The sequence below is a fragment of the Rhizobium sp. CCGE531 genome (genome assembly GCF_003627795.1).
Lineage (GTDB): Bacteria > Pseudomonadota > Alphaproteobacteria > Rhizobiales > Rhizobiaceae > Rhizobium.
Map to the genome: position 1 here is coordinate 1,796,294 of NZ_CP032684.1, position 17,384 is coordinate 1,813,677.

The following is a 17,384-nucleotide window of genomic DNA, read 5'->3' on the forward strand; positions in this document are numbered from 1 at the left end:
CGGTTTTACCCAACAATCTCGGGAGGCTTCACCGGCGTGGATCGAACCCGCTTCCAGTCCATTCCGTCGACTAAAGCCAGAAGCTGGGCATGATTGAGCTGGACGCGATGATGGCCGATCCGGGGCCAGCAGAACTGGGCTTTTTCCAGCCGCTTCGCATAGAGGCAAACGCCGGAGCCATCCCACCACACGATCTTGACTCGGTCTGCTCTCTTGGCCCGAAAGACATAAAGTGCACCGTTGAACGGATCACTGCCAGCATCCCGTACCAGCGAAAGCAAGCTGTCCGGCCCCTTTCGGAAGTCGATGGGATGGCTCGCAAGAAAGACCTTCACGCCGGACGGGATCATGCCGACCGCACCGCTCGGATCACCCGCTGCAGGTGTGCTTCGCCGATATCTGCGTCGGCCCGGATAACGACGTCGCCGATGATAAGCTCGATCATCGCACGTGTGCCAATCGTCCCAGTCTCCGTCTGACCAGCCCGATCTTGCGAGGAGGATCGTTGTCCGTCACGAGCATCACGACGCCAGCCAAATAGCTGCGAGGGATGTATGCCGATGCGATGCGCAATGGCTGAGACGCTTGCGCCGGGCTCCATTGCCTCGTAAGCGCATAGGCGACCCCACGTAGCATCCAGATAGAAAATCACTCATTTTCAGCATGAATCATGCTGGGAATCCTATGAGTGAAGATATGAATCATGGTCGTACGTTCGAAATTCTGACGGCGGAGCCGGTGCGAACGCGGCGGAAACCGAAGTCGTGGTCAGATGAGGCGAAAGCTCTGATCCTGGAACAAGCGCTGGCTCCGGGCGCGAATGTCTCTGCGGTCGCGCGTGCCCATGGAATGGACCCGTCGCAGCTCTTTGGATGGCGGCGAGTAGCCCTCGCATCTGGTTCGGTTCAGCGCCTGAGAGCAACCGAAAACGATGAGGCGTTTACTCGTTTCGAGGCGGTGCGGACGGACACTGTCGAGATCCAGGTGGGCGACACGACACTTCGCGTCAGCGCTTCGATCGATCCGGCGCTGCTGAGCGGCATTGTCAGGGCGGTACGGCAAGCATGATCGCTTCGGGTGTCGTGGTCTATGTGTCGTGCCAACCGGTCGACTTCCGCAAAGGCGCTGCGTCGTTGATGGCCCTGGTGCGGGATGGCGGCCTCGACCCCTTTAGCGGTGCTCTTTATGTATTCCGCTCAAAACGGGCAGACCGGATCCGCATTGTCTGGTGGGACGGCAGTGGGGTCTGCCTTTACGCAAAAATACTCGAGGAAAATGGCTTCTGCTGGCCTGTCCCGTCTGCTGCCCGCGTCCGTCTCGACCATGCGCAATTAATGGCACTTCTGGCCGGAATGGATTGGAAAAAGATCCGCTCCGCCAAGGTGCGGCGGCCACTTTCGATCGGCTGATGACGATGTGCGGCAAGATGAATCATGTTGCTGTAAGTGTTGGGAAATCGGCTGATTTTATGCTCTATTACGCGCATGGTTTTACCCGGTCCCGACCTTCCTGACGACGTCGATGCGCTGAAAGCGATGATCATCGCTTTGAACGCAGAGAAGGCTGCGACTGACGCCGAAATTGCCCGAATGAAGGCTGTCCAACAGAAAGCCGACGAGCGGATCACCACTTTGACGGCGATCTTGAAGGTTTTGCAGCGGGCCCAAAACGGTACACGCTCCGAGCGACTGCGGCTGGCGATAAACGACGAGCAGATAGACTTCGCTTTTGAGGAGGTCGAGACTGGCCTTGCGGCGATTGATAGCGAACTCGGCCAAGTGGGCAAAGAGCGGCCAAAAAGGGAGGCGCGGCCTCGCAAAGGTTTTGCCGCCCATCTCGAACGCATCGAGGAAGTGATTGAGCCGGAGATCCCCGACGACTGCCAAGGCTTGGAAAAGGTTCTGATCGGTGAAGACCGATCCGAGCGGCTCGACGTCATACCGCCGAAGTTCAGGGTCATCGTCACACGCCGCCCGAAATATGCGTTCCGCGAACGTGACGGCGTGCTGCAGGCTTTGGCACCCCCGCATATCATCGAAGGTGGGCTGCCGAGCGAACGGTTGCTGGCTTATATTGCTGTGTCGAAATATGCCGACGGCCTTCCGCTCTACCGGCAGGAGGCGATCTATCTGCGCGACAGCGTGGTTCTCAGCCGCTCTTTGATGGCCCAATGGATGGGGCATCTGGGCTTCGAGCTGCGGATCTTGGCGGATTACATCTTGGAGCGTATCAAAGCCAGTGAGAGGATATTTGCAGACGAGACGACCTTGCCGACGCTGGCTCCCGGCTCTGGTAGAACGATGAAGGCGTGGTTATGGGCCTACGCTTGCGATGACCGACCGTTTGGCGGGTCTGGCCCGCCGATGGTTGCCTATCGCTTCGAAGACAGCAGGGGTGGCAAGTGTGTCGCGCGTCATCTCGCCGGGTTTAGTGGCATCCTGCAAGTGGATGGGTACTCGGCTTATACCAGCATGCTCAAGGAGCGCGGCAAGTCCGGCAGCAATGAAACGATCAAGCTGGCCGGATGCTGGGCACATTTACGCCGAAAGTTCTACGAGCTGCATGTCGGCGGCATTAATGACGCTGCAACGGCGTCGATCACAGCGATGACGGGGCTTTGGAAGGTTGAAGACGAGATCCGCGGCAGTGATGCCGAAACGCGCGCGAGGCGCCGTCAGGAGACGTCCGCTGGCATCGTCGCCGATCTCTTCCACTTGTGGGAGAAGGAACTCTCCAAAGTCTCCGGAAAGTCCAAGACTGCTGAGGCGATACGCTACGCCCTGACACGCCGGGAGGCGCTGGAGCACTTCTTGACGGACGGTCGCGTCGAAATCGACTCCAACATCGTCGAGCGTGCCATCCGGCCCCAAACCATTACGAGGAAGAATAGCCTCTTTGCCGGTAGCGAGGGAGGCGGAGAGACATGGGCGACGATCGCCACACTTCTACAGACGGCAAAAATGAACAACGTCGATCCGCTTGCCTGGCTATCTCAAACGCTCACCCGCATCGCAAATCGCTGGCCAGCCGCTGATATTGAGCTGCTCATGCCATGGAACTTCAACGCCAACGCTACCGGCTAACCGCTTACATTGCCTCAGCCACAGCCCGCGCTTTAAAATCATCGGACCAGCGGCGCCGAAATTGCCGTGGGGCGCCCTCAAGCCGTTCCGGAACAGCCTCGATCATATGGAAGTTTCTAGTTCCAGAGCTAGGCGCAGACATAGAAGCTCACAGTTTGTGAATCGTCTGTCCGCAATACAGCGGCCAACGCTACTGACGCCAGATGGGGTCAGCTTGTCGCTTACACACAGACGTTCGCCCGAGAGGGTGATCCGGATCGTTCCCGTGGGAACGTTAGCAAGGCGATCTCGTTAGCTGGCACGATCCTGGGCGAATTCTCCGAGGTCGTTCAACAGATTGAGATGCCTCGCTCTCCTAACCCCATCATGCGGCGGCTGCGCGCCGACCGCGAAGAGAGCGAGTGGCCCGCGGGGCGACGTGATCCGGATGACAGGAAAAGCTTAACCTCATCGACCCCAATCAGAGAAGCCTGCTAGCGTCCCTACCGCGACCACTGGGTATCGCTAGCTCGCTGGTGCAACGCCAGCCGGTCGAATGGGGACACGGAAACTCCAAAGACTGAGAAGCGAGGATTGCTGCTTGGCAAGTGATACAAGCGTCGGAGTGTTGGATATCCAACGCTAATTCCGAATGCCTCCCGTGCTTCGATCGAGGCTGGCGCGGCATCTATAAGCAGTCTCGGCCTGTGAAACTCTGTTCCTTGCTCTCGCAATATCTCGCTTACCAGCCTGTGGCCGAACTCGTCAACAGCCTTGTCAGTCAAGGAAAGCGGCATAAAGGAAGTATCAAGCATGATGGGCGTTCCGTCGGCTGATATGATTGTTCGTAAACAAAGCATTGCTCCACATGGAGGTTTGAACACACTCAAGGCAGGAATTCTAATTCTCTCTCTTGTTACTGAAATCAACTGAATCCTAGGTTTTAGCCGCACGCGCTGAGGTTCAGTGAGTTCGCTGAGGAAGAAGTCGAGGTTGCAAAGCATCCTACAGCTCTCTCGCACAAAGGTTCCGAGCCCTGGACTCGTTCGCAATATTCCAGCTCGCTGAAGGTCTTGGAGCGCTCGCTTGATAGTTATGGCACTTACTTTGAAATCTCTCGCCAACTCAGCAGTAGATGGCAGCTGCTGCCCTGTCTTATAGTGGTTTGCGAAGACGCGCTGCATGATCTCTTCTCGGATCTTCTCGTGTAGCGGCCTATGGACACTCCGCGGCATTCGGCAAGCTCCCAAAAGTTGCGTGAATCTGACCCTGGTCTGGTTTCTGAGCAACACCATGTTTGCGACAGCTAAACGCGCCTGCGACGTAAAGCTCGCCTCCCGTAAGGCTGGTACTCACCAGTGCCAGCAAGACACACGGTCGGGAAACACGATGCGCTCGTTTAGAGCTCACGTTCATTTCCCTAAACCAATTCTAGTTCGAAGATGTTTTGAGTCCCTGCCGGGCCCTGATAAGTAACGTCTGTATCTCGAAAGCCCGCATTGAGATATACGAGCCTGGCAGTCACGTTGCGGACATTGACGCCCAGCATGAGTCGTTTGATGGACGGCCGATTCGCCAAAATCCATTGCGCGGCAAGTTGAGCGGCCGCCCTGCCATACCCATTGCCCTGGTATGCCCGGCCCACCCGGAGACTGTGCAGAGTGAAAACCTGCGGCGGCGCCCATTCCGGAACGGCCGCTCCCTCGCGGAGGATAAAAAAGCCAACAGTTTCATCGCGGGCCACTATAGCGAAAGCGTGATGCAGCCCAGGTGTCGAGGCATTTCGAAGCTCTAAAAAGGATGCTTCTAGAGGATCGACAAATTGTTCTTGCTCGGCCTCCAACTGTAGATGGGCAACTTTCGAATGGTCAAAGGGAGATAGCTCCTGCAACGTCGTTACCGGATGGGCGTCAGCCGCTTCGGCGCTAAGTGGGAGCGTGTCGGATTCGAGAGTGAGTCGATTGACCGGTTGTCGGTGTGGGCTCACTGATTGGCTAGATAAACGTTCGATGCTGCCCGAGAGTACATCACGGAGTGTTCGTCTCCCCCAAGGATAGGAGGACCAAGCCGTCAATTCTTCTGTGGGAGCCGCGACTTCAACTGGTTGTTGCCGCAGGCTCCCAGACCAGTTAGGAACAGTTGAGAGCCACTCTTCATCATATACAGTTTCGACGTACCTGTGACCTTCATCAGGAAAGATAGCAACGACTTTCTTTTCGGGATTCTTGCGAGACCACCAATCGGCGACCTTATATGCCGCACCGCTTGTCGGGCCCATGTATAGCGAGTGATCCCGAAGAAGCTCGTGAGTTGCATCAAAAACCTCGGCGGGCGTTACCCAATGAACTTCATTGAAGTGGCTGTGATTAACATTAGACGGAATGATCTCACCCCCTAGCCCGCTAAGATCTTCTTGCGTACCGATTGGTTGCCCAAACAGAACGGAATTTGGAGTATCAACTCCAACGACATGCAAATCGGGGAAGGGGACCCTCAGGAACTTGGACGTGCCGCACATGGAGCCCCCCGAGCCTACGGGACCAACCAAGCAGTCGATCTTTCCCAGTCGGTGGATAAGCTGTTCGGCGAATTTGGCGTATGAGAGCGGGTTATCCGGGTTGGAGTATTGGGAAGGCCAATAGCTATTGGGTGTCATTTTTAGGAATTCCGCGAGTCGGTTCAACCGCGCCTGTTGAATTCCACCGGTGAGCGCGGGCTCCTTGACAATTTCTACGTGTGCGCCAAGCCGCATAAGCCGCCTATGAAGGTGTCGGTCGAGCCCCCAGTCGCTAACCAGTATACATTTGTAACCATGCTGTACCGCAAGCATAGCCAACGCAAGACCGAAAGTGCCGGACGAGGACTCGCAGATTGTGGCGCCTGGTTTCAGTAATCCTCGCTCCACTGCTCGCTCAAGGATGAACCGCGCAGGGAGCAGTTTCATAAGAAAGAAGCTGGCGCCATACAGACCATCGCTTAACTTAGCGATTCGGGGATTCTCGAAATCCTCAAGATTCCGCATTAAAGTTCGGTTCGACACATCTGTTCTCCAAAGGTTGGATTTCAGTGAGGGATGATTGAGGACTCAAAACCCGAGATTCTCAGGTCATGCCTTGCAAGCTCTACGTTTCCCGCGCTCTTCTCTTTCGTTGGGTCGAACATCAGGCCAACAACTGTTCCGCTGTGTGCGACCTGTATACCAACTGCACCATGACGAGCGCCGATCGCTTCGATCTCGTGCAGCCTCGGTTTTCTCAGGAACCTCTCATTGATCCGGGCGCTTGCCGTGGCAACTCGGCCAAGCAGATCGAGATCGGAAGCTTCGAGCGCTTTCCGCAGGGCACTCCGCAGCGGGCGGAAGAGTTCAATCTCGGAGGAGCTATATCGCGCAGACTTGAATGCCAACGTATCAATGGTTTGGCCGGCTGCCGTATCGACGCTGATCAGGTCTATGGGAGGGAGCGGGTTCCTGAATGCCTCGATCACCTTGCCCTCGCGTTGCGCGAAGAGCACAGCCACCTGCGAAAACAATGTAGAATCGCATGCCATTTCGGCACGCACCGCGATTTCCATCACAATGTCGGGCGTTGGCGGGCTGTGCAGAGAATCAAAAACTGCCAAGATGCTGGCTAGTACATCAGCAGTGGACGAACCCATGCCGCGTCCAATGGGAATGTTGCTGGCAATGGCCAGGTGCCCACCGGTCCCGCCTCTCCCAAGCGTTTCGAGCGAGAGTTCTACGGCCAGCTTTGACTTTTTGCGATGTATGGGCGTGACCGACACTCCGGCTTCATCCCGCGGCCTAAATTCTGCCTTCGAGTTGAGGTGGCGGCATGGCAACGAAATGAGACCTCGGTGCAGGTTTCCTTCCCAGTCCTCAAAAACGCCCTGGATGAGCTCGCCATGGTGTCCGATAGCCTCACCGTGTCCTTCCACAATACGCATGATTGGTCTTCCCAACAGCTAGGCGCTCAATCTTCTGGTCCAGGGTAAATGAACGTGGCGATCAAAAAGCACTGGGCGCTATTATTCGTGGAACACGGTACTGCAAATGTCGTGCCAACTATGAGTGTAGAGCTGAGGAGGGGCCGAGATGATAATCTTCAATGGTTAGAGTAGGAGCGAGAACACCAGTGATAACCACAGTGTCGCATAGTCGACAAATCGGACGTTGGTGTCAGTTGCTTTTGTTTCCCAGGAGTTCCACGAAATCCATTCGTGAGGATGCGTTAGCGCGAGCTTGAAGGCCTTCCGATGGAAGTTTCGGTGGAGCTGTTGAGGCACGATCGACCTTCCGTCGAAACTTTCCGTTGTGTCGACTAAATCGCCGCCTGCCACGCATCTGCGAACGCGCATACGGCAGCGCAAGTATTTTTACGAGCGCTTACGCCAGGCTACGACGCGCTCGATTATCTTGTTGCTGATCGCATATTTCTACCTTTCTTGATTGTCCCCGTCGCGATCCGCCGCCTGGCCGATCGCCGGAAGCGGGGACATCATGTCGGGACACCATCACCAGAACCAGGAAGCGATGTCGCGCGGCGCGCGCATGCTGCGCACCGCGCTCGGGACGTCGATCGCCCGTCACCTCGAAGACCCTGCCGTCGTCGAGGTAATGCTCAATCCGGACGGCCGGCTCTGGATCGACCGTCTAAGGGATGGGCTTGCTGACACCGGCGAGACATTGCTCGCCGCCGACGGAGAACGCATCGTCCGTCTTGTCGCCCACCACGTTGGCGCCGAGGTGCATCCCGGGAACCCACGTGTCTCGGCGGAGCTTCCGGAAACCGGCGAGCGCTTTGAAGGCTTGCTTCCTCCCGTCGTTTCGGCAGCCACCTTCGCCATCCGCAAACCGGCGGTCGCCGTCTTCACGCTCTCCGACTATGTCGATGCCGGGATCATGACCGAGGCCCAGGCAGATGTGCTGCGCCTCGCGGTCGAACGGCGCAAGAACATCCTCGTCGCCGGCGGCACCTCCACCGGCAAGACGACGCTCACCAATGCGCTGCTCGCCGAAGTCGCCAAGTCTTCCGATCGGGTGGTGCTGATCGAGGACACGCGCGAGCTGCAATGCGCCTCGCCGAACCTCGTGTCGCTCCGAACCAAGGACGGCGTCGCCTCGCTGTCCGATCTGGTCAAATCGTCCTTGCGCCTCAGGCCCGACCGCATTCCGATCGGCGAGGTGCGTGGCGCCGAAGCGCTCGATCTCCTGAAAGCCTGGGGCACAGGCCATCCGGGTGGCATCGGCACCATTCACGCCAATTCCGCAATCGGTGCGCTGCGGCGGCTAGAACAACTGGTTCAGGAAGCGGTCGTCACGGTGCCCCGGGCGGTGATCGCCGACACCATCGACCTCATTGCCGTGCTCTCCGGCCGCGGCGTTGCCCGCCGGCTTGCCGAGATCGCGTTTGTCGACGGGCTCGATCCGGTGACCGGCGACTACCGCACCCTCAACGCCCACCTTCCTCCCGATCACCAACCGCTCCCGAAAGGAGAAGACACATGACCTTGCCCGCAGCTTTTCTATTTGAGAGAGCCCGCCGACGTCTCATTTTGGCGACCACGCTGGCCTCCATCACGTTGATGACTGCGCTGCCCGCGCATGCCTCCGGTTCGTCCATGCCCTGGGAGGAACCACTCGAAAAAATCCTCGAAAGCATCGAGGGGCCAGTCGCCAAGATCGTCGCGGTGATCATCATCATCGCCACGGGCCTCGCACTTGCGTTCGGCGATACCTCCGGCGGCTTCCGCCGGCTGATCCAGATCGTTTTCGGCCTGTCGATCGCTTTTGCGGCGTCGAGCTTCTTCCTCTCCTTCTTCTCCTTCGGCGGCGGGGCTTTGGTCTGATGGCGGCGTTCGGCTCTGAACATGATGAGATCCGCGGCTATTACGCACCGGTCCGCCGCGCGCTGACTGAGCAAATCCTGCTTGGCGGTGCGCCGCGGGCGGTCGCGATCGTCAACGGCACACTCGCCGGCGCCGTCGGTCTCGGGCTTCGCCTCTGGCTTGCCGGACTGGCAATCTGGGCGATCGGCCATTTCGCGGCGGTCTGGGCGGCGAGGCGCGACGCGCAGTTCGTCGATGTCGGCCGCCGGCACCTGCGCTATCCGGCGCATCTTGGCGTGTGAGGTCCGACGATGTTGAACCTTGCCGAATACCGAAAGAAGAATGCCGGCCTCGCCGATTTCCTGCCCTGGGCGGCGCTCATTGCCCCCGGCGTCGTCCTCAACAAGGATGGCTCGTTCCAACGGACCGCGCGATTTCGCGGGCCCGACCTCGATAGCGCCACGCCAGCAGAACTCGTGGCAACGACTGCACGCCTCAACAACGCGCTCCGCCGTCTCGGCTCCGGTTGGGCCGTCTTCGTCGAGGCGCAGCGCAATCCCGCCAATGACTATCCCGAGAGCCTGTTTGCCGACGCGGCCTCCGCCCTGGTCGATGTCGAGCGGCGTGAGCAGTTCGAGGAAAGCGGCTTGTTGTTCGAGAGCAGCTATTTCCTCAACTTCGTCTGGCTGCCGCCGGCCGAAGAAGCCTCACGCATGGAGGCCTTGCTCTATGAAGGGCGCGAACGCTCCGGTGTCGATCCATGGGAGCTGTTGAAAGGTTTTGTCGACCGCACCGACCGGGTGCTGCATCTCTTCGAAGGCTTCGTGCCGGAAGCCGGCTGGCTCGGAGATGAGGAGACGCTGACCTACCTGCATTCGACCGTTTCGGTATCACGCCACCGCGTGCGGGTGCCAGAAACGCCCATGCATCTCGATGCGCTGCTCGCCGACCAGCCGCTGGCCGGCGGTTTGGAGCCGCGGCTCGGCGACGTCCATCTGCGCACGCTGACGGTGATCGGATTTCCGACCATCACCTTTCCCGGCATTCTCGATGATCTCAACCGGCTCGCCTTCTCCTACCGCTGGTCGACACGCGCAATCATGCTCGACAAGACGGACGCGACGCGCCTTGTCACCAAGATCCGGCGGCAGTGGTTCGCCAAGCGCAAATCGATTGCTGCGATCCTAAAAGAGGTGCTCACCAACGAACAGTCTGTACTCGTCGATTCCGATGCCGCGAACAAAGCGAACGAGGCCGATGCCGCGCTGCAGGACCTTGGTACCGACCAGATCAGCGAAGCCTACGTTACCGCCACCGTCACTGTCTGGGACGCCGATGCGCGCATCGCCGAGGAAAAGCTGCGGCTCGTCGAGAAGATCGTCCAGTCCCACGATTTCACCTGCATCGCAGAAACCGTCAATGCGATCGAGGCCTGGCTCGGCAGCCTTCCCGGCCATGTCTACGCCAATGTCCGCCAGCCGCCGATCTCGACGCTGAACCTCGCCCATATGATCCCGCTCTCGGCGGTCTGGGCCGGGCCGGAGCGCGATGAGCATCTCGATGCGCCGCCGCTCTTCTACGCCAAAACCGAAGGGGCGACGCCGTTCCGCTTTTCGCTGCATGTCGGTGATGTCGGCCATACGATGGTGGTCGGTCCGACCGGTGCCGGCAAATCCGTGCTCCTGGCGCTGATGGCGCTGCAGTTCCGTCGCTATAAGCATAGCCAGGTCTTCGCCTTCGACTTCGGCGGTTCAATCCGGGCGGCGACACTCGCCATGGGTGGCGACTGGCAGGATCTCGGCGGTTCGATCTCGGATGGTACATCGTTTCTCAACATGGTGGCGCTGCAGCCGCTCGCCGGCATCCATGACACGCCGGAACGCGCCTGGACGGCCGACTGGCTGGTCGACATCTTGATCCGCGAAGGTGTGCCGATCACACCGGAGGTCAAGGAGCATCTCTGGACCGCACTGACCTCGCTTGCCTCCGCGCCTGTTGCCGAGCGCACCATCACCGGCCTGACCGTGCTGTTGCAGTCGACGACGCTCAAGCAGGCGCTTCGGCCCTATTGCATCGGCGGTCCTTATGGCCGTCTGCTCGATGCGGAGATGGAATGGCTCGGCAATGCCTCCGTCCAGGCATTCGAAACCGAAGGCCTGATCGGGACGGGGGCAGCCTCTGCTGTGCTCGCCTATCTTTTCCATCGCATCGAGGCGCGCTTCGATGGTCGCCCGTCGCTGCTCATTATCGACGAGGGTTGGCGGGCGCTCGACGACGGCGGCTTTGCCCAGAAGATCAAGGAATGGCTGAAGACGCTGCGCAAGAAGAATGTCAGCGTGGTGTTCTCTTCCCAGTCGCTTGCCGACATCGAAGCCTCACCGATCGCACCGGTGCTGGTCGAAAGCTGCCCGACACGCATCTTCCTCGCCAACGAGCGCGCTGTCGAACCCCAGATCACGCACGTCTACCGTCAGTTTGGCCTCAACGACCGGCAGATCGAGATCGTCGCCCGTGCGACGCCGAAGCGTGACTATTACTGCCAGTCCCGGCGCGGCAACCGGCTCTTCGAGCTGGGCTTGGGCGCGGTGGCGCTGGCGCTGTGCGCCGCCTCCGATAAGGCCGCCCATGCGGCGATGAATAACCTCGTCGAAGACGGCGAACGGCCCCGCTTCCTGGAAGTCTGGCTTGCTGCCCGCGGCCTCTCCTGGGCCGCCGGTCTCGTGCCAGTCCTCGCCAATGTCGCCGTGCCCGCTGAAACCGATGCCGGTGACCAAATTCCAATCCAGCCATCCCCTGAAGAGGAGACCATTCGATGACCCGATCTGTTTTCCGCACCGGCCATGCCGGCCGCACACTCGCCATTGCGTTTGCCACCACGATGCTGGCGCCCATAGTTGCCGTCACGGCTCTGCCGAGGCCGGCCCATGCGCTGATCGTCTTCGATCCGAAGAACTATACGGAAAACCTGCTGTCGGCTGCACGCGCGCTGGAGCAGATCAACAACCAGATCACCTCACTCCAGAACGAAGCGCAGATGCTGATCAACCAGGCCCGCAATCTGACCAGCCTGCCGACGTCGATGCTTTCTCAGATCGAGGGCAATTTCTCCGAGATGAAAAGCCTGCTCGATCAGGCCGAGCAGCTTGCCTACAACGTCCAAAACATCGATCAGCAGTTCAGCACTACCTACGAGACCTTCGCCACCAGTAAGAACAACGACCAGCTTGTGACGTCGGCGCGCGAACGCTGGCAGCAGTCGGTCACGGCCTTCGAGGATTCCCTGAAGACGGGCGCCGTCGCCGTCAATGGCATCGCCAGCACCCAGGCGCAGACTTCTACCTTGGTCACCGCCAGCCAGTCCGCCGTCGGCGTTCTGCAGGCGGCTCAGGCCGGCAACCAGCTGCTCGCGGTGCAGGCGAAGCAAATGTCCGATCTCACCGCCATGCTGGCTGCGCAGGGCAGGGCGGAAGCGCTCGAGAAGGCGCGCGAAGCCGCTGCCCAGGAGCAGGCGCGCGAGCAGTTCAGCCGCTTCATGACCGGCACCGCCTATAGCCCGTCCAGCGTCCAGATGTTCCATCAGTAGGGAGCTTCCGACCATGGATCTCAAGATCGCCGCCCGGATGACCGCTGTGCTTGCCATTGGAGCAGGACTGACCGCGACGCTCATGGCGATGAGCCAACGACAGGGACCGGAAGAGACCCCCGTCTTCCGGTCGCTGGATCCGGGCGGCGAGCCTCAGATCGACGGGACCCGACAGGAACTGCTGCGCTGCCGTGACCTCGGTCCCGAAGCGCTCAAGGACAAAGCCTGCCTGAAAGCCTGGATGGAAAGCCGCCGCCGCTTCCTGAAACCTGCAGAGTCCGACCGGCCGACGGCGCCGGCATCGAGTGCCGGTGGCACGGTGAAGCCATGAACAATGTCGGCATCATCGATCGCTTCCTGGAGACCTTCACCTCCTATATCGATTCCGGCTTCGGCCTGCTCGGCAGCGAAGTCACGTTCCTCTCTTCGACGCTGATCGCGATCGACATTGTGCTGGCCGGCCTCTTCTGGGCGTGGGGTGCGGATGAAGATGTCATCCAGCGTCTCGTGAGGAAGACCCTCTATATCGGCTTCTTCGCCTACATCGTCGGCAACTTCAACAATCTCGCGCGGATCGTTTTCGAGAGCTTTTCCGGTCTTGGTCTGAAGGCGGCTGGCGCCTCGCTCTCGAGCACCGAGCTCCTGCAGCCCGGCCGCGTTGCCCAGGTCGGTATCGATGCCGGCAATCCGATCCTGCAGGCCGCCGGTGACCTGATGGGGTATGTCAGCTTCTTCGAGAACTTTGTGCAGATCTTCGTGCTCTTGACCGCTTGGGTGATTGTGCTTGTCGCCTTCTTCATCCTGGCAGTCCAGATCTTCGTCACGCTGATCGAGTTCAAGCTCACCACGCTTGCCGGCTTCGTGCTGATCCCCTTCGCGTTCTTCAACAAGACCGCGTTCCTCGCCGAGAAGGTGCTCGGCAATATCGTCGCCTCCGGCGTCAAGATCCTCGTGCTCGCCATCATCGTCGGCATCGGCTCGCGTCTCTTCAGTGAATTCACCGCCGGGTTTTCCGATCAGCCGACGATCTCCGAGGCGCTGTCGCTGGTGCTCGGCGCGCTAGCGCTGATGGGCCTGTCGATCTTCGGACCAGGGATTGCCACTGGCCTCGTCTCCGGCGCACCGCAGCTTGGCGCGGGGGCAGCGGTCGGAACCGGTCTTGCGGCCGCGGGGCTTGGTGCCGCCGGCTATGTCGGCGCCCGCGCGGGCATCGGTGCGGCGGCCGGCGCCGTCGGTGGGGCGATGCGGGGAGGGGCTGCCGTCGCCGGTGGCGCCAGCACCGCCTACGGCCTCGCCAGCGCCTCCTCCGATGCTGGCAGCGCCGGGCGCGCCGCGGCAGGTTTCGCTGGTATGGCCAAGGCCGGCGCCGGCTTTGTGATGAGCAAGGCGAAAGAAGCCACCGGCCGGTCCAGCGAAACGCTGCGGTCGAGCTACGGGGCAGGGCAGTCGGCCGCCTGGAAGGCCACGGGCGGCGGCAACGATGTCGGTGCCGGCGTGGCAGGTGCTGCGGGCGAGAGTGCAGGCGGAGCCGCGCAATCCGCGTCGCCACCGGCCTGGGCCGAGCGCATGCAGCGCAAACAAGCCTTCCAGCATGGTGTCAGCACTGCCGCCCACTCCGTCCGCTCCGGCGATCACGGCGGCGGTTCCATGTCCGTTTCCCTCAATCAGGATGACCACAGATGAACCCGTTCAAACGCGCCTCCGTGCGCTATGCCCGAGCGCCAGAGCCCGAAACACCCTACAGACGAGCCGCCCAAGTCTGGGACGAGCGGATCGGCTCCGCCCGCGTCCAGGCGAGAAACTGGCGGCTGATGGCTTTCGGCTCGCTGCTGCTCGCCGGCGGTTTTGCCGCGGCGCTGATCTGGCAATCGACACGCGGAACCGTCGTTCCGTGGGTCGTGCAGATCGACAGGATTGGCGAGGCACAGGCGGTGGCGCCGGCAATCGCCGACTATCACCCGACCGATCCGCAGATCGCCTGGCATCTCGCCCGCTTCATCGAAAACGTCCGCTCGATCCCGGCCGATGCCGTGATCGTGCGGCAGAACTGGCTCAGCGCCTACGAGTTCACGACCGATCGCGGCGCCGTGGCGCTCAACGACTACGCCCGCGCCAACGACCCGTTCACCAAGGTCGGCAAGGTGCAGGTCGCCGTCGATGTCTCCTCCGTCATCCGCGCCTCGCCCGAGAGCTTTCGCGTCGCCTGGGTCGAGCGCCGCTACGAGAACGGGCAACTGTCCACCACCGAGCGCTGGACCGCCATCCTCACCGTCGTGATCGAACTGCCGCGCACCGCCGACAAGCTGCGCGCCAATCCGCTCGGTGTCTACGTCAACGCCATCAACTGGTCGAAGGAGCTTTCGCAATGAAGGGGGCAATCAGAAAATCCATGAACAAGACCCGATCCGGCCGCGCCACGCTGTTCGCAACAATGCTGCTCGCTTCTACGGCGCTCGCCGGCTGCGCAAAGAAATACATCCCGCCCGAGATCGACTATGACGATGCCGCACCGGCGGTGAAACTTGCCGATCCGGTCGGTCCAGTGAAGGTGGTCGAGGTGGCAAAGCCGCTACCGCTACCCGGGCAGTTGAAACCGATCGAGGAGGTCAGGAAGAAGCCGGAACCGTCCGATCCGAAGGCGCGGATCGCCGCGGCCAACGAGGCGGCGCGCATGCAGCCAGTCCGTGAGGGCTTCATCAACGCGGTGCAGGTCTATCCCTTCGCCATCGGCGCGCTCTATCAGGTCTATGCCGCGCCTGGCCAGGTCACCGACGTCGCGCTGCAGCCGGGTGAAGAGCTTGTCGGCGCCGGCCCTGTGGCTGCCGGCGACACCGTGCGCTGGATCATCGGCGATACCGAAAGTGGCTCAGGCGCGGCCAAACAGGTCCACATCCTCGTCAAGCCGACCCGATCGGAGCTCCAGACCAATCTCGTCATTAACACCAACCTGCGCACCTATCATCTCGAACTGCGCTCGACGGAAAAGACCTATATGGCCTCTGTCTCCTGGCAATATCCGGCCGATCAGCTGATCGCGCTTCGCCGCCAGAACACCCGCGCCGCCGAAACTCAGGCGGTGGCGGCGGGCATCGACATCTCAAAGCTCAACTTCCGCTACCGCATCGAAGGCGATGGCGCGCCCTGGCGGCCGCTACGGGCCTTCGATGACGGATCTAAGGTCTACATCGAATTCCCCTCCGGAATTGCCCAGGGCGAAATGCCGCCGCTCTTCGTCATCGGCGCCTCCGGCAATTCCGAGCTCGTGAACTACCGTGCGCGGCAGAACTACTATGTCGTCGATCGGCTGTTCGCCGCCGCCGAACTCCGGCTCGGCGACAAGGACAGCCAGCGCCGGGTGCGCATCGTGCGCACCGACGGCCGCCGGATTGCCAATCGCACGGCACTGTTCTCCTCGGAGAAAAGCCGATGACAGGTCCGTCCGATCTTAAGGCGGAGTTCCGGCTGCGGCCGGAGCCGGCGCGCGTCACCCGCCTGTCGCGAAAGGTGCTGATCGGTCTCGGCGCCGTATCGAGCCTCGCTATCGCTGCGGCCCTGTTTTTTGCGCTCGACACCGGCCGGCGTGGCAATCAGACGCCGGATGAACTCTACAACACCGAAAACCGTACGCCGGCAGACGGGCTCGCCAATCTGCCGAAAGACTATACCGGCATCCCGAAACTGGGACCGGCGCTCCCCGGCGACCTCGGCCGCCCGATCCTCAAGGCGCAAGAGGAAGGCAAGCCCGTCGTTGTACCAACCATCCAGACGCCGCGCGTCGATCCGGAGGAGCAGCGGCGCTTGGCCGAAATCGAAGCCGCGCGTCTCGCCAAGCTGTTTACCGACAGCCGTGGCGAGAACGCCGACAATCAGGCGCTCGATACGCGCAAGAGCGCGACCGACCCCAATGCTGTGCTGACGCAGCCTGATGCCACGCCGCCGCTCGACGCGGGCTCAGCCCAGAACATGCAGGACCGCAAGCTCGCCTTCGTCAATGCCGAAGCCGACCGGCAAACTGTCAGTCCGGATCGCGTTCAGGAAAAATCCTCTCCCTTTATTTTGCAGGCCGGATCTGTGATTGCCGCTGCCCTGATCACCGGCATCAAGTCCGATCTGCCGGGCTCGATCACCGCTCAGGTCACGGAAAACGTCTATGACAGCCCAACCGGCGCGCACCTGCTTATTCCGCAGGGCGCGAGACTGATCGGTCAGTATGACAGCCAGGTCGCCTTCGGGCAGTCGCGCGTGCTGCTCGTCTGGAACCGCGTCGTCATGCCGGATGGCACGTCCATCGTGCTCGAGCGCCTGCAGGGGGCTGATCCGCAAGGCTTCTCCGGGCTCGAGGACGAGGTCGATTATCATTGGGCGCAGCTGTTCAAGGCGGCTGTGCTTTCAACCCTGCTCGGTGTCGGCACGCAGATCGGCAGCGACGACCAGGAAAGCGAAATCGCGCAGGCGATACGGGAAAGCGCGCAGGGGACGGCGTCGAATGTCGGCCAGCAAATCGTCAGCCGGCAACTCAATATCCAGCCGACGCTCACGATCCGGCCAGGTTTTCCGGTCCGCGTTATCGTGAATCGCGATCTTGTGATGCAGCCCTATGGAGCCGCGAAGGTGCCGACATGACCAAGTTGAAGCTCTCCACCATTCCGGATGATAAGCCCGTGAAGCTAACCGTAGAACTGCCAGCGGCGGTGTTTCGGGATCTGCAGGCCTATGCGGCGATTTTGGCGAAGGCAAACGGGGAGGCCACCGCACCGGAGCCAGCTAAACTGATTGTGCCGATGATCGATCGGTTTATGTCCAGTGATCGGGATTTTAGAAAAGCGAAGCGAAGTTACCCCATCCAGCCGAAGAACAGAGCTCCCGCAACATGATGGTCGCGATTGCCTTTTGGCCGCGGCTTTCCTCGCGCA

At 60.7% G+C, this 17,384-nt stretch carries 18 protein-coding genes; 14 read left to right on the forward strand and 4 right to left on the reverse strand.

Annotation, left to right across the window (positions count from 1 at the left end; translation table 11 throughout):
* Positions 1-5: 5 nt before the first annotated feature.
* Both tnpB (CCGE531_RS08830) and CCGE531_RS08835 read right to left on the reverse strand, forming a co-directional pair.
* Entirely contained in the window at positions 6-350 is a 345-nt protein-coding gene (gene tnpB, locus CCGE531_RS08830; protein ID WP_003592504.1) for an IS66 family insertion sequence element accessory protein TnpB, read from the reverse strand.
* The gene (locus tag CCGE531_RS08835) at positions 347-601 is read right to left on the reverse strand and encodes a transposase (RefSeq protein ID WP_097603757.1); all 255 of its coding nucleotides are present in this window, start codon (positions 599-601) and stop codon (positions 347-349) included. Before CCGE531_RS08835 ends, tnpB (CCGE531_RS08830) begins: the two co-directional genes overlap by 4 nt.
* A gap of 95 nt (positions 602-696) precedes the next feature.
* Between CCGE531_RS08835 and CCGE531_RS08840 the strand changes: the two genes are divergently transcribed.
* The 3 genes from CCGE531_RS08840 to CCGE531_RS08850 all read left to right on the forward strand — a co-directional run bounded on the left by CCGE531_RS08840 (position 697) and on the right by CCGE531_RS08850 (position 3,083).
* A complete protein-coding gene (locus tag CCGE531_RS08840; protein WP_245459029.1) occupies positions 697-1,068 on the forward strand; it encodes a transposase in 372 nt (123 codons plus the stop codon).
* Complete coding sequence (gene tnpB, locus CCGE531_RS08845) at positions 1,065-1,409, forward strand: IS66 family insertion sequence element accessory protein TnpB (protein WP_120663823.1); 345 nt, start codon at positions 1,065-1,067, stop codon at positions 1,407-1,409. The genes CCGE531_RS08840 and tnpB (CCGE531_RS08845) overlap by 4 nt, the downstream gene beginning before the upstream one ends.
* A 75-nt stretch (positions 1,410-1,484) precedes the next feature.
* Positions 1,485-3,083, forward strand: a complete 1,599-nt coding sequence (locus CCGE531_RS08850; RefSeq protein ID WP_120663824.1) for an IS66 family transposase — start codon at positions 1,485-1,487, stop codon at positions 3,081-3,083.
* A 1,399-nt stretch (positions 3,084-4,482) separates the two neighbouring features.
* Here CCGE531_RS08850 and CCGE531_RS08865 read toward each other — a convergent pair.
* Complete coding sequence (locus CCGE531_RS08865; RefSeq protein ID WP_205586994.1) at positions 4,483-6,084, reverse strand: pyridoxal-phosphate dependent enzyme; 1,602 nt, start codon at positions 6,082-6,084, stop codon at positions 4,483-4,485.
* A 41-nt stretch (positions 6,085-6,125) separates the two neighbouring features.
* On the reverse strand, positions 6,126-7,007 hold the full coding sequence (locus CCGE531_RS08870; RefSeq protein WP_120663827.1) for a GHMP kinase: 882 nt from the start codon (positions 7,005-7,007) through the stop codon (positions 6,126-6,128).
* 553 nt (positions 7,008-7,560) lie between these two features.
* Here CCGE531_RS08870 and trbB point away from each other — a divergent pair.
* From trbB to CCGE531_RS08925, 11 genes are all read left to right on the forward strand, one after another.
* On the forward strand, positions 7,561-8,568 hold the full coding sequence (gene trbB, locus CCGE531_RS08875; protein ID WP_120663828.1) for a P-type conjugative transfer ATPase TrbB: 1,008 nt from the start codon (positions 7,561-7,563) through the stop codon (positions 8,566-8,568).
* Positions 8,565-8,909 (forward strand): TrbC/VirB2 family protein, encoded by a 345-nt coding sequence (locus CCGE531_RS08880; RefSeq protein ID WP_120663829.1) that lies wholly within the window; start codon positions 8,565-8,567, stop codon positions 8,907-8,909. The genes trbB and CCGE531_RS08880 overlap by 4 nt, the downstream gene beginning before the upstream one ends.
* Positions 8,909-9,190, forward strand: coding sequence for a VirB3 family type IV secretion system protein (locus tag CCGE531_RS08885; protein WP_120663830.1), 282 nt, complete (start codon positions 8,909-8,911; stop codon positions 9,188-9,190). The genes CCGE531_RS08880 and CCGE531_RS08885 overlap by 1 nt, the downstream gene beginning before the upstream one ends.
* A gap of 9 nt (positions 9,191-9,199) precedes the next feature.
* On the forward strand, positions 9,200-11,704 hold the full coding sequence (gene trbE, locus CCGE531_RS08890) for a conjugal transfer protein TrbE (RefSeq protein ID WP_120663831.1): 2,505 nt from the start codon (positions 9,200-9,202) through the stop codon (positions 11,702-11,704).
* 62 nt (positions 11,705-11,766) lie between these two features.
* Positions 11,767-12,471, forward strand: a complete 705-nt coding sequence (trbJ, locus tag CCGE531_RS08895; protein ID WP_245459113.1) for a P-type conjugative transfer protein TrbJ — start codon at positions 11,767-11,769, stop codon at positions 12,469-12,471.
* A gap of 13 nt (positions 12,472-12,484) precedes the next feature.
* Positions 12,485-12,802: a putative entry exclusion protein TrbK-alt gene (gene trbK-alt, locus CCGE531_RS08900; RefSeq protein WP_120663833.1), complete on the forward strand. Its 318-nt coding sequence runs from the start codon at positions 12,485-12,487 to the stop codon at positions 12,800-12,802.
* Complete coding sequence (gene trbL, locus CCGE531_RS08905; protein ID WP_120663834.1) at positions 12,799-14,154, forward strand: P-type conjugative transfer protein TrbL; 1,356 nt, start codon at positions 12,799-12,801, stop codon at positions 14,152-14,154. Before trbK-alt ends, trbL begins: the two co-directional genes overlap by 4 nt.
* Positions 14,151-14,840: a conjugal transfer protein TrbF gene (gene trbF / locus CCGE531_RS08910; protein ID WP_120663835.1), complete on the forward strand. Its 690-nt coding sequence runs from the start codon at positions 14,151-14,153 to the stop codon at positions 14,838-14,840. The genes trbL and trbF overlap by 4 nt, the downstream gene beginning before the upstream one ends.
* Positions 14,841-14,860: 20 nt before the next feature.
* Complete coding sequence (trbG, locus tag CCGE531_RS08915; RefSeq protein WP_120666649.1) at positions 14,861-15,901, forward strand: P-type conjugative transfer protein TrbG; 1,041 nt, start codon at positions 14,861-14,863, stop codon at positions 15,899-15,901.
* A complete protein-coding gene (locus tag CCGE531_RS08920) occupies positions 15,898-17,094 on the forward strand; it encodes a TrbI/VirB10 family protein (protein ID WP_120663836.1) in 1,197 nt (398 codons plus the stop codon). The genes trbG and CCGE531_RS08920 overlap by 4 nt, the downstream gene beginning before the upstream one ends.
* On the forward strand, positions 17,091-17,345 hold the full coding sequence (locus CCGE531_RS08925) for a DUF2274 domain-containing protein (RefSeq protein WP_120663837.1): 255 nt from the start codon (positions 17,091-17,093) through the stop codon (positions 17,343-17,345). Before CCGE531_RS08920 ends, CCGE531_RS08925 begins: the two co-directional genes overlap by 4 nt.
* Positions 17,346-17,384 lie beyond the last annotated feature (39 nt).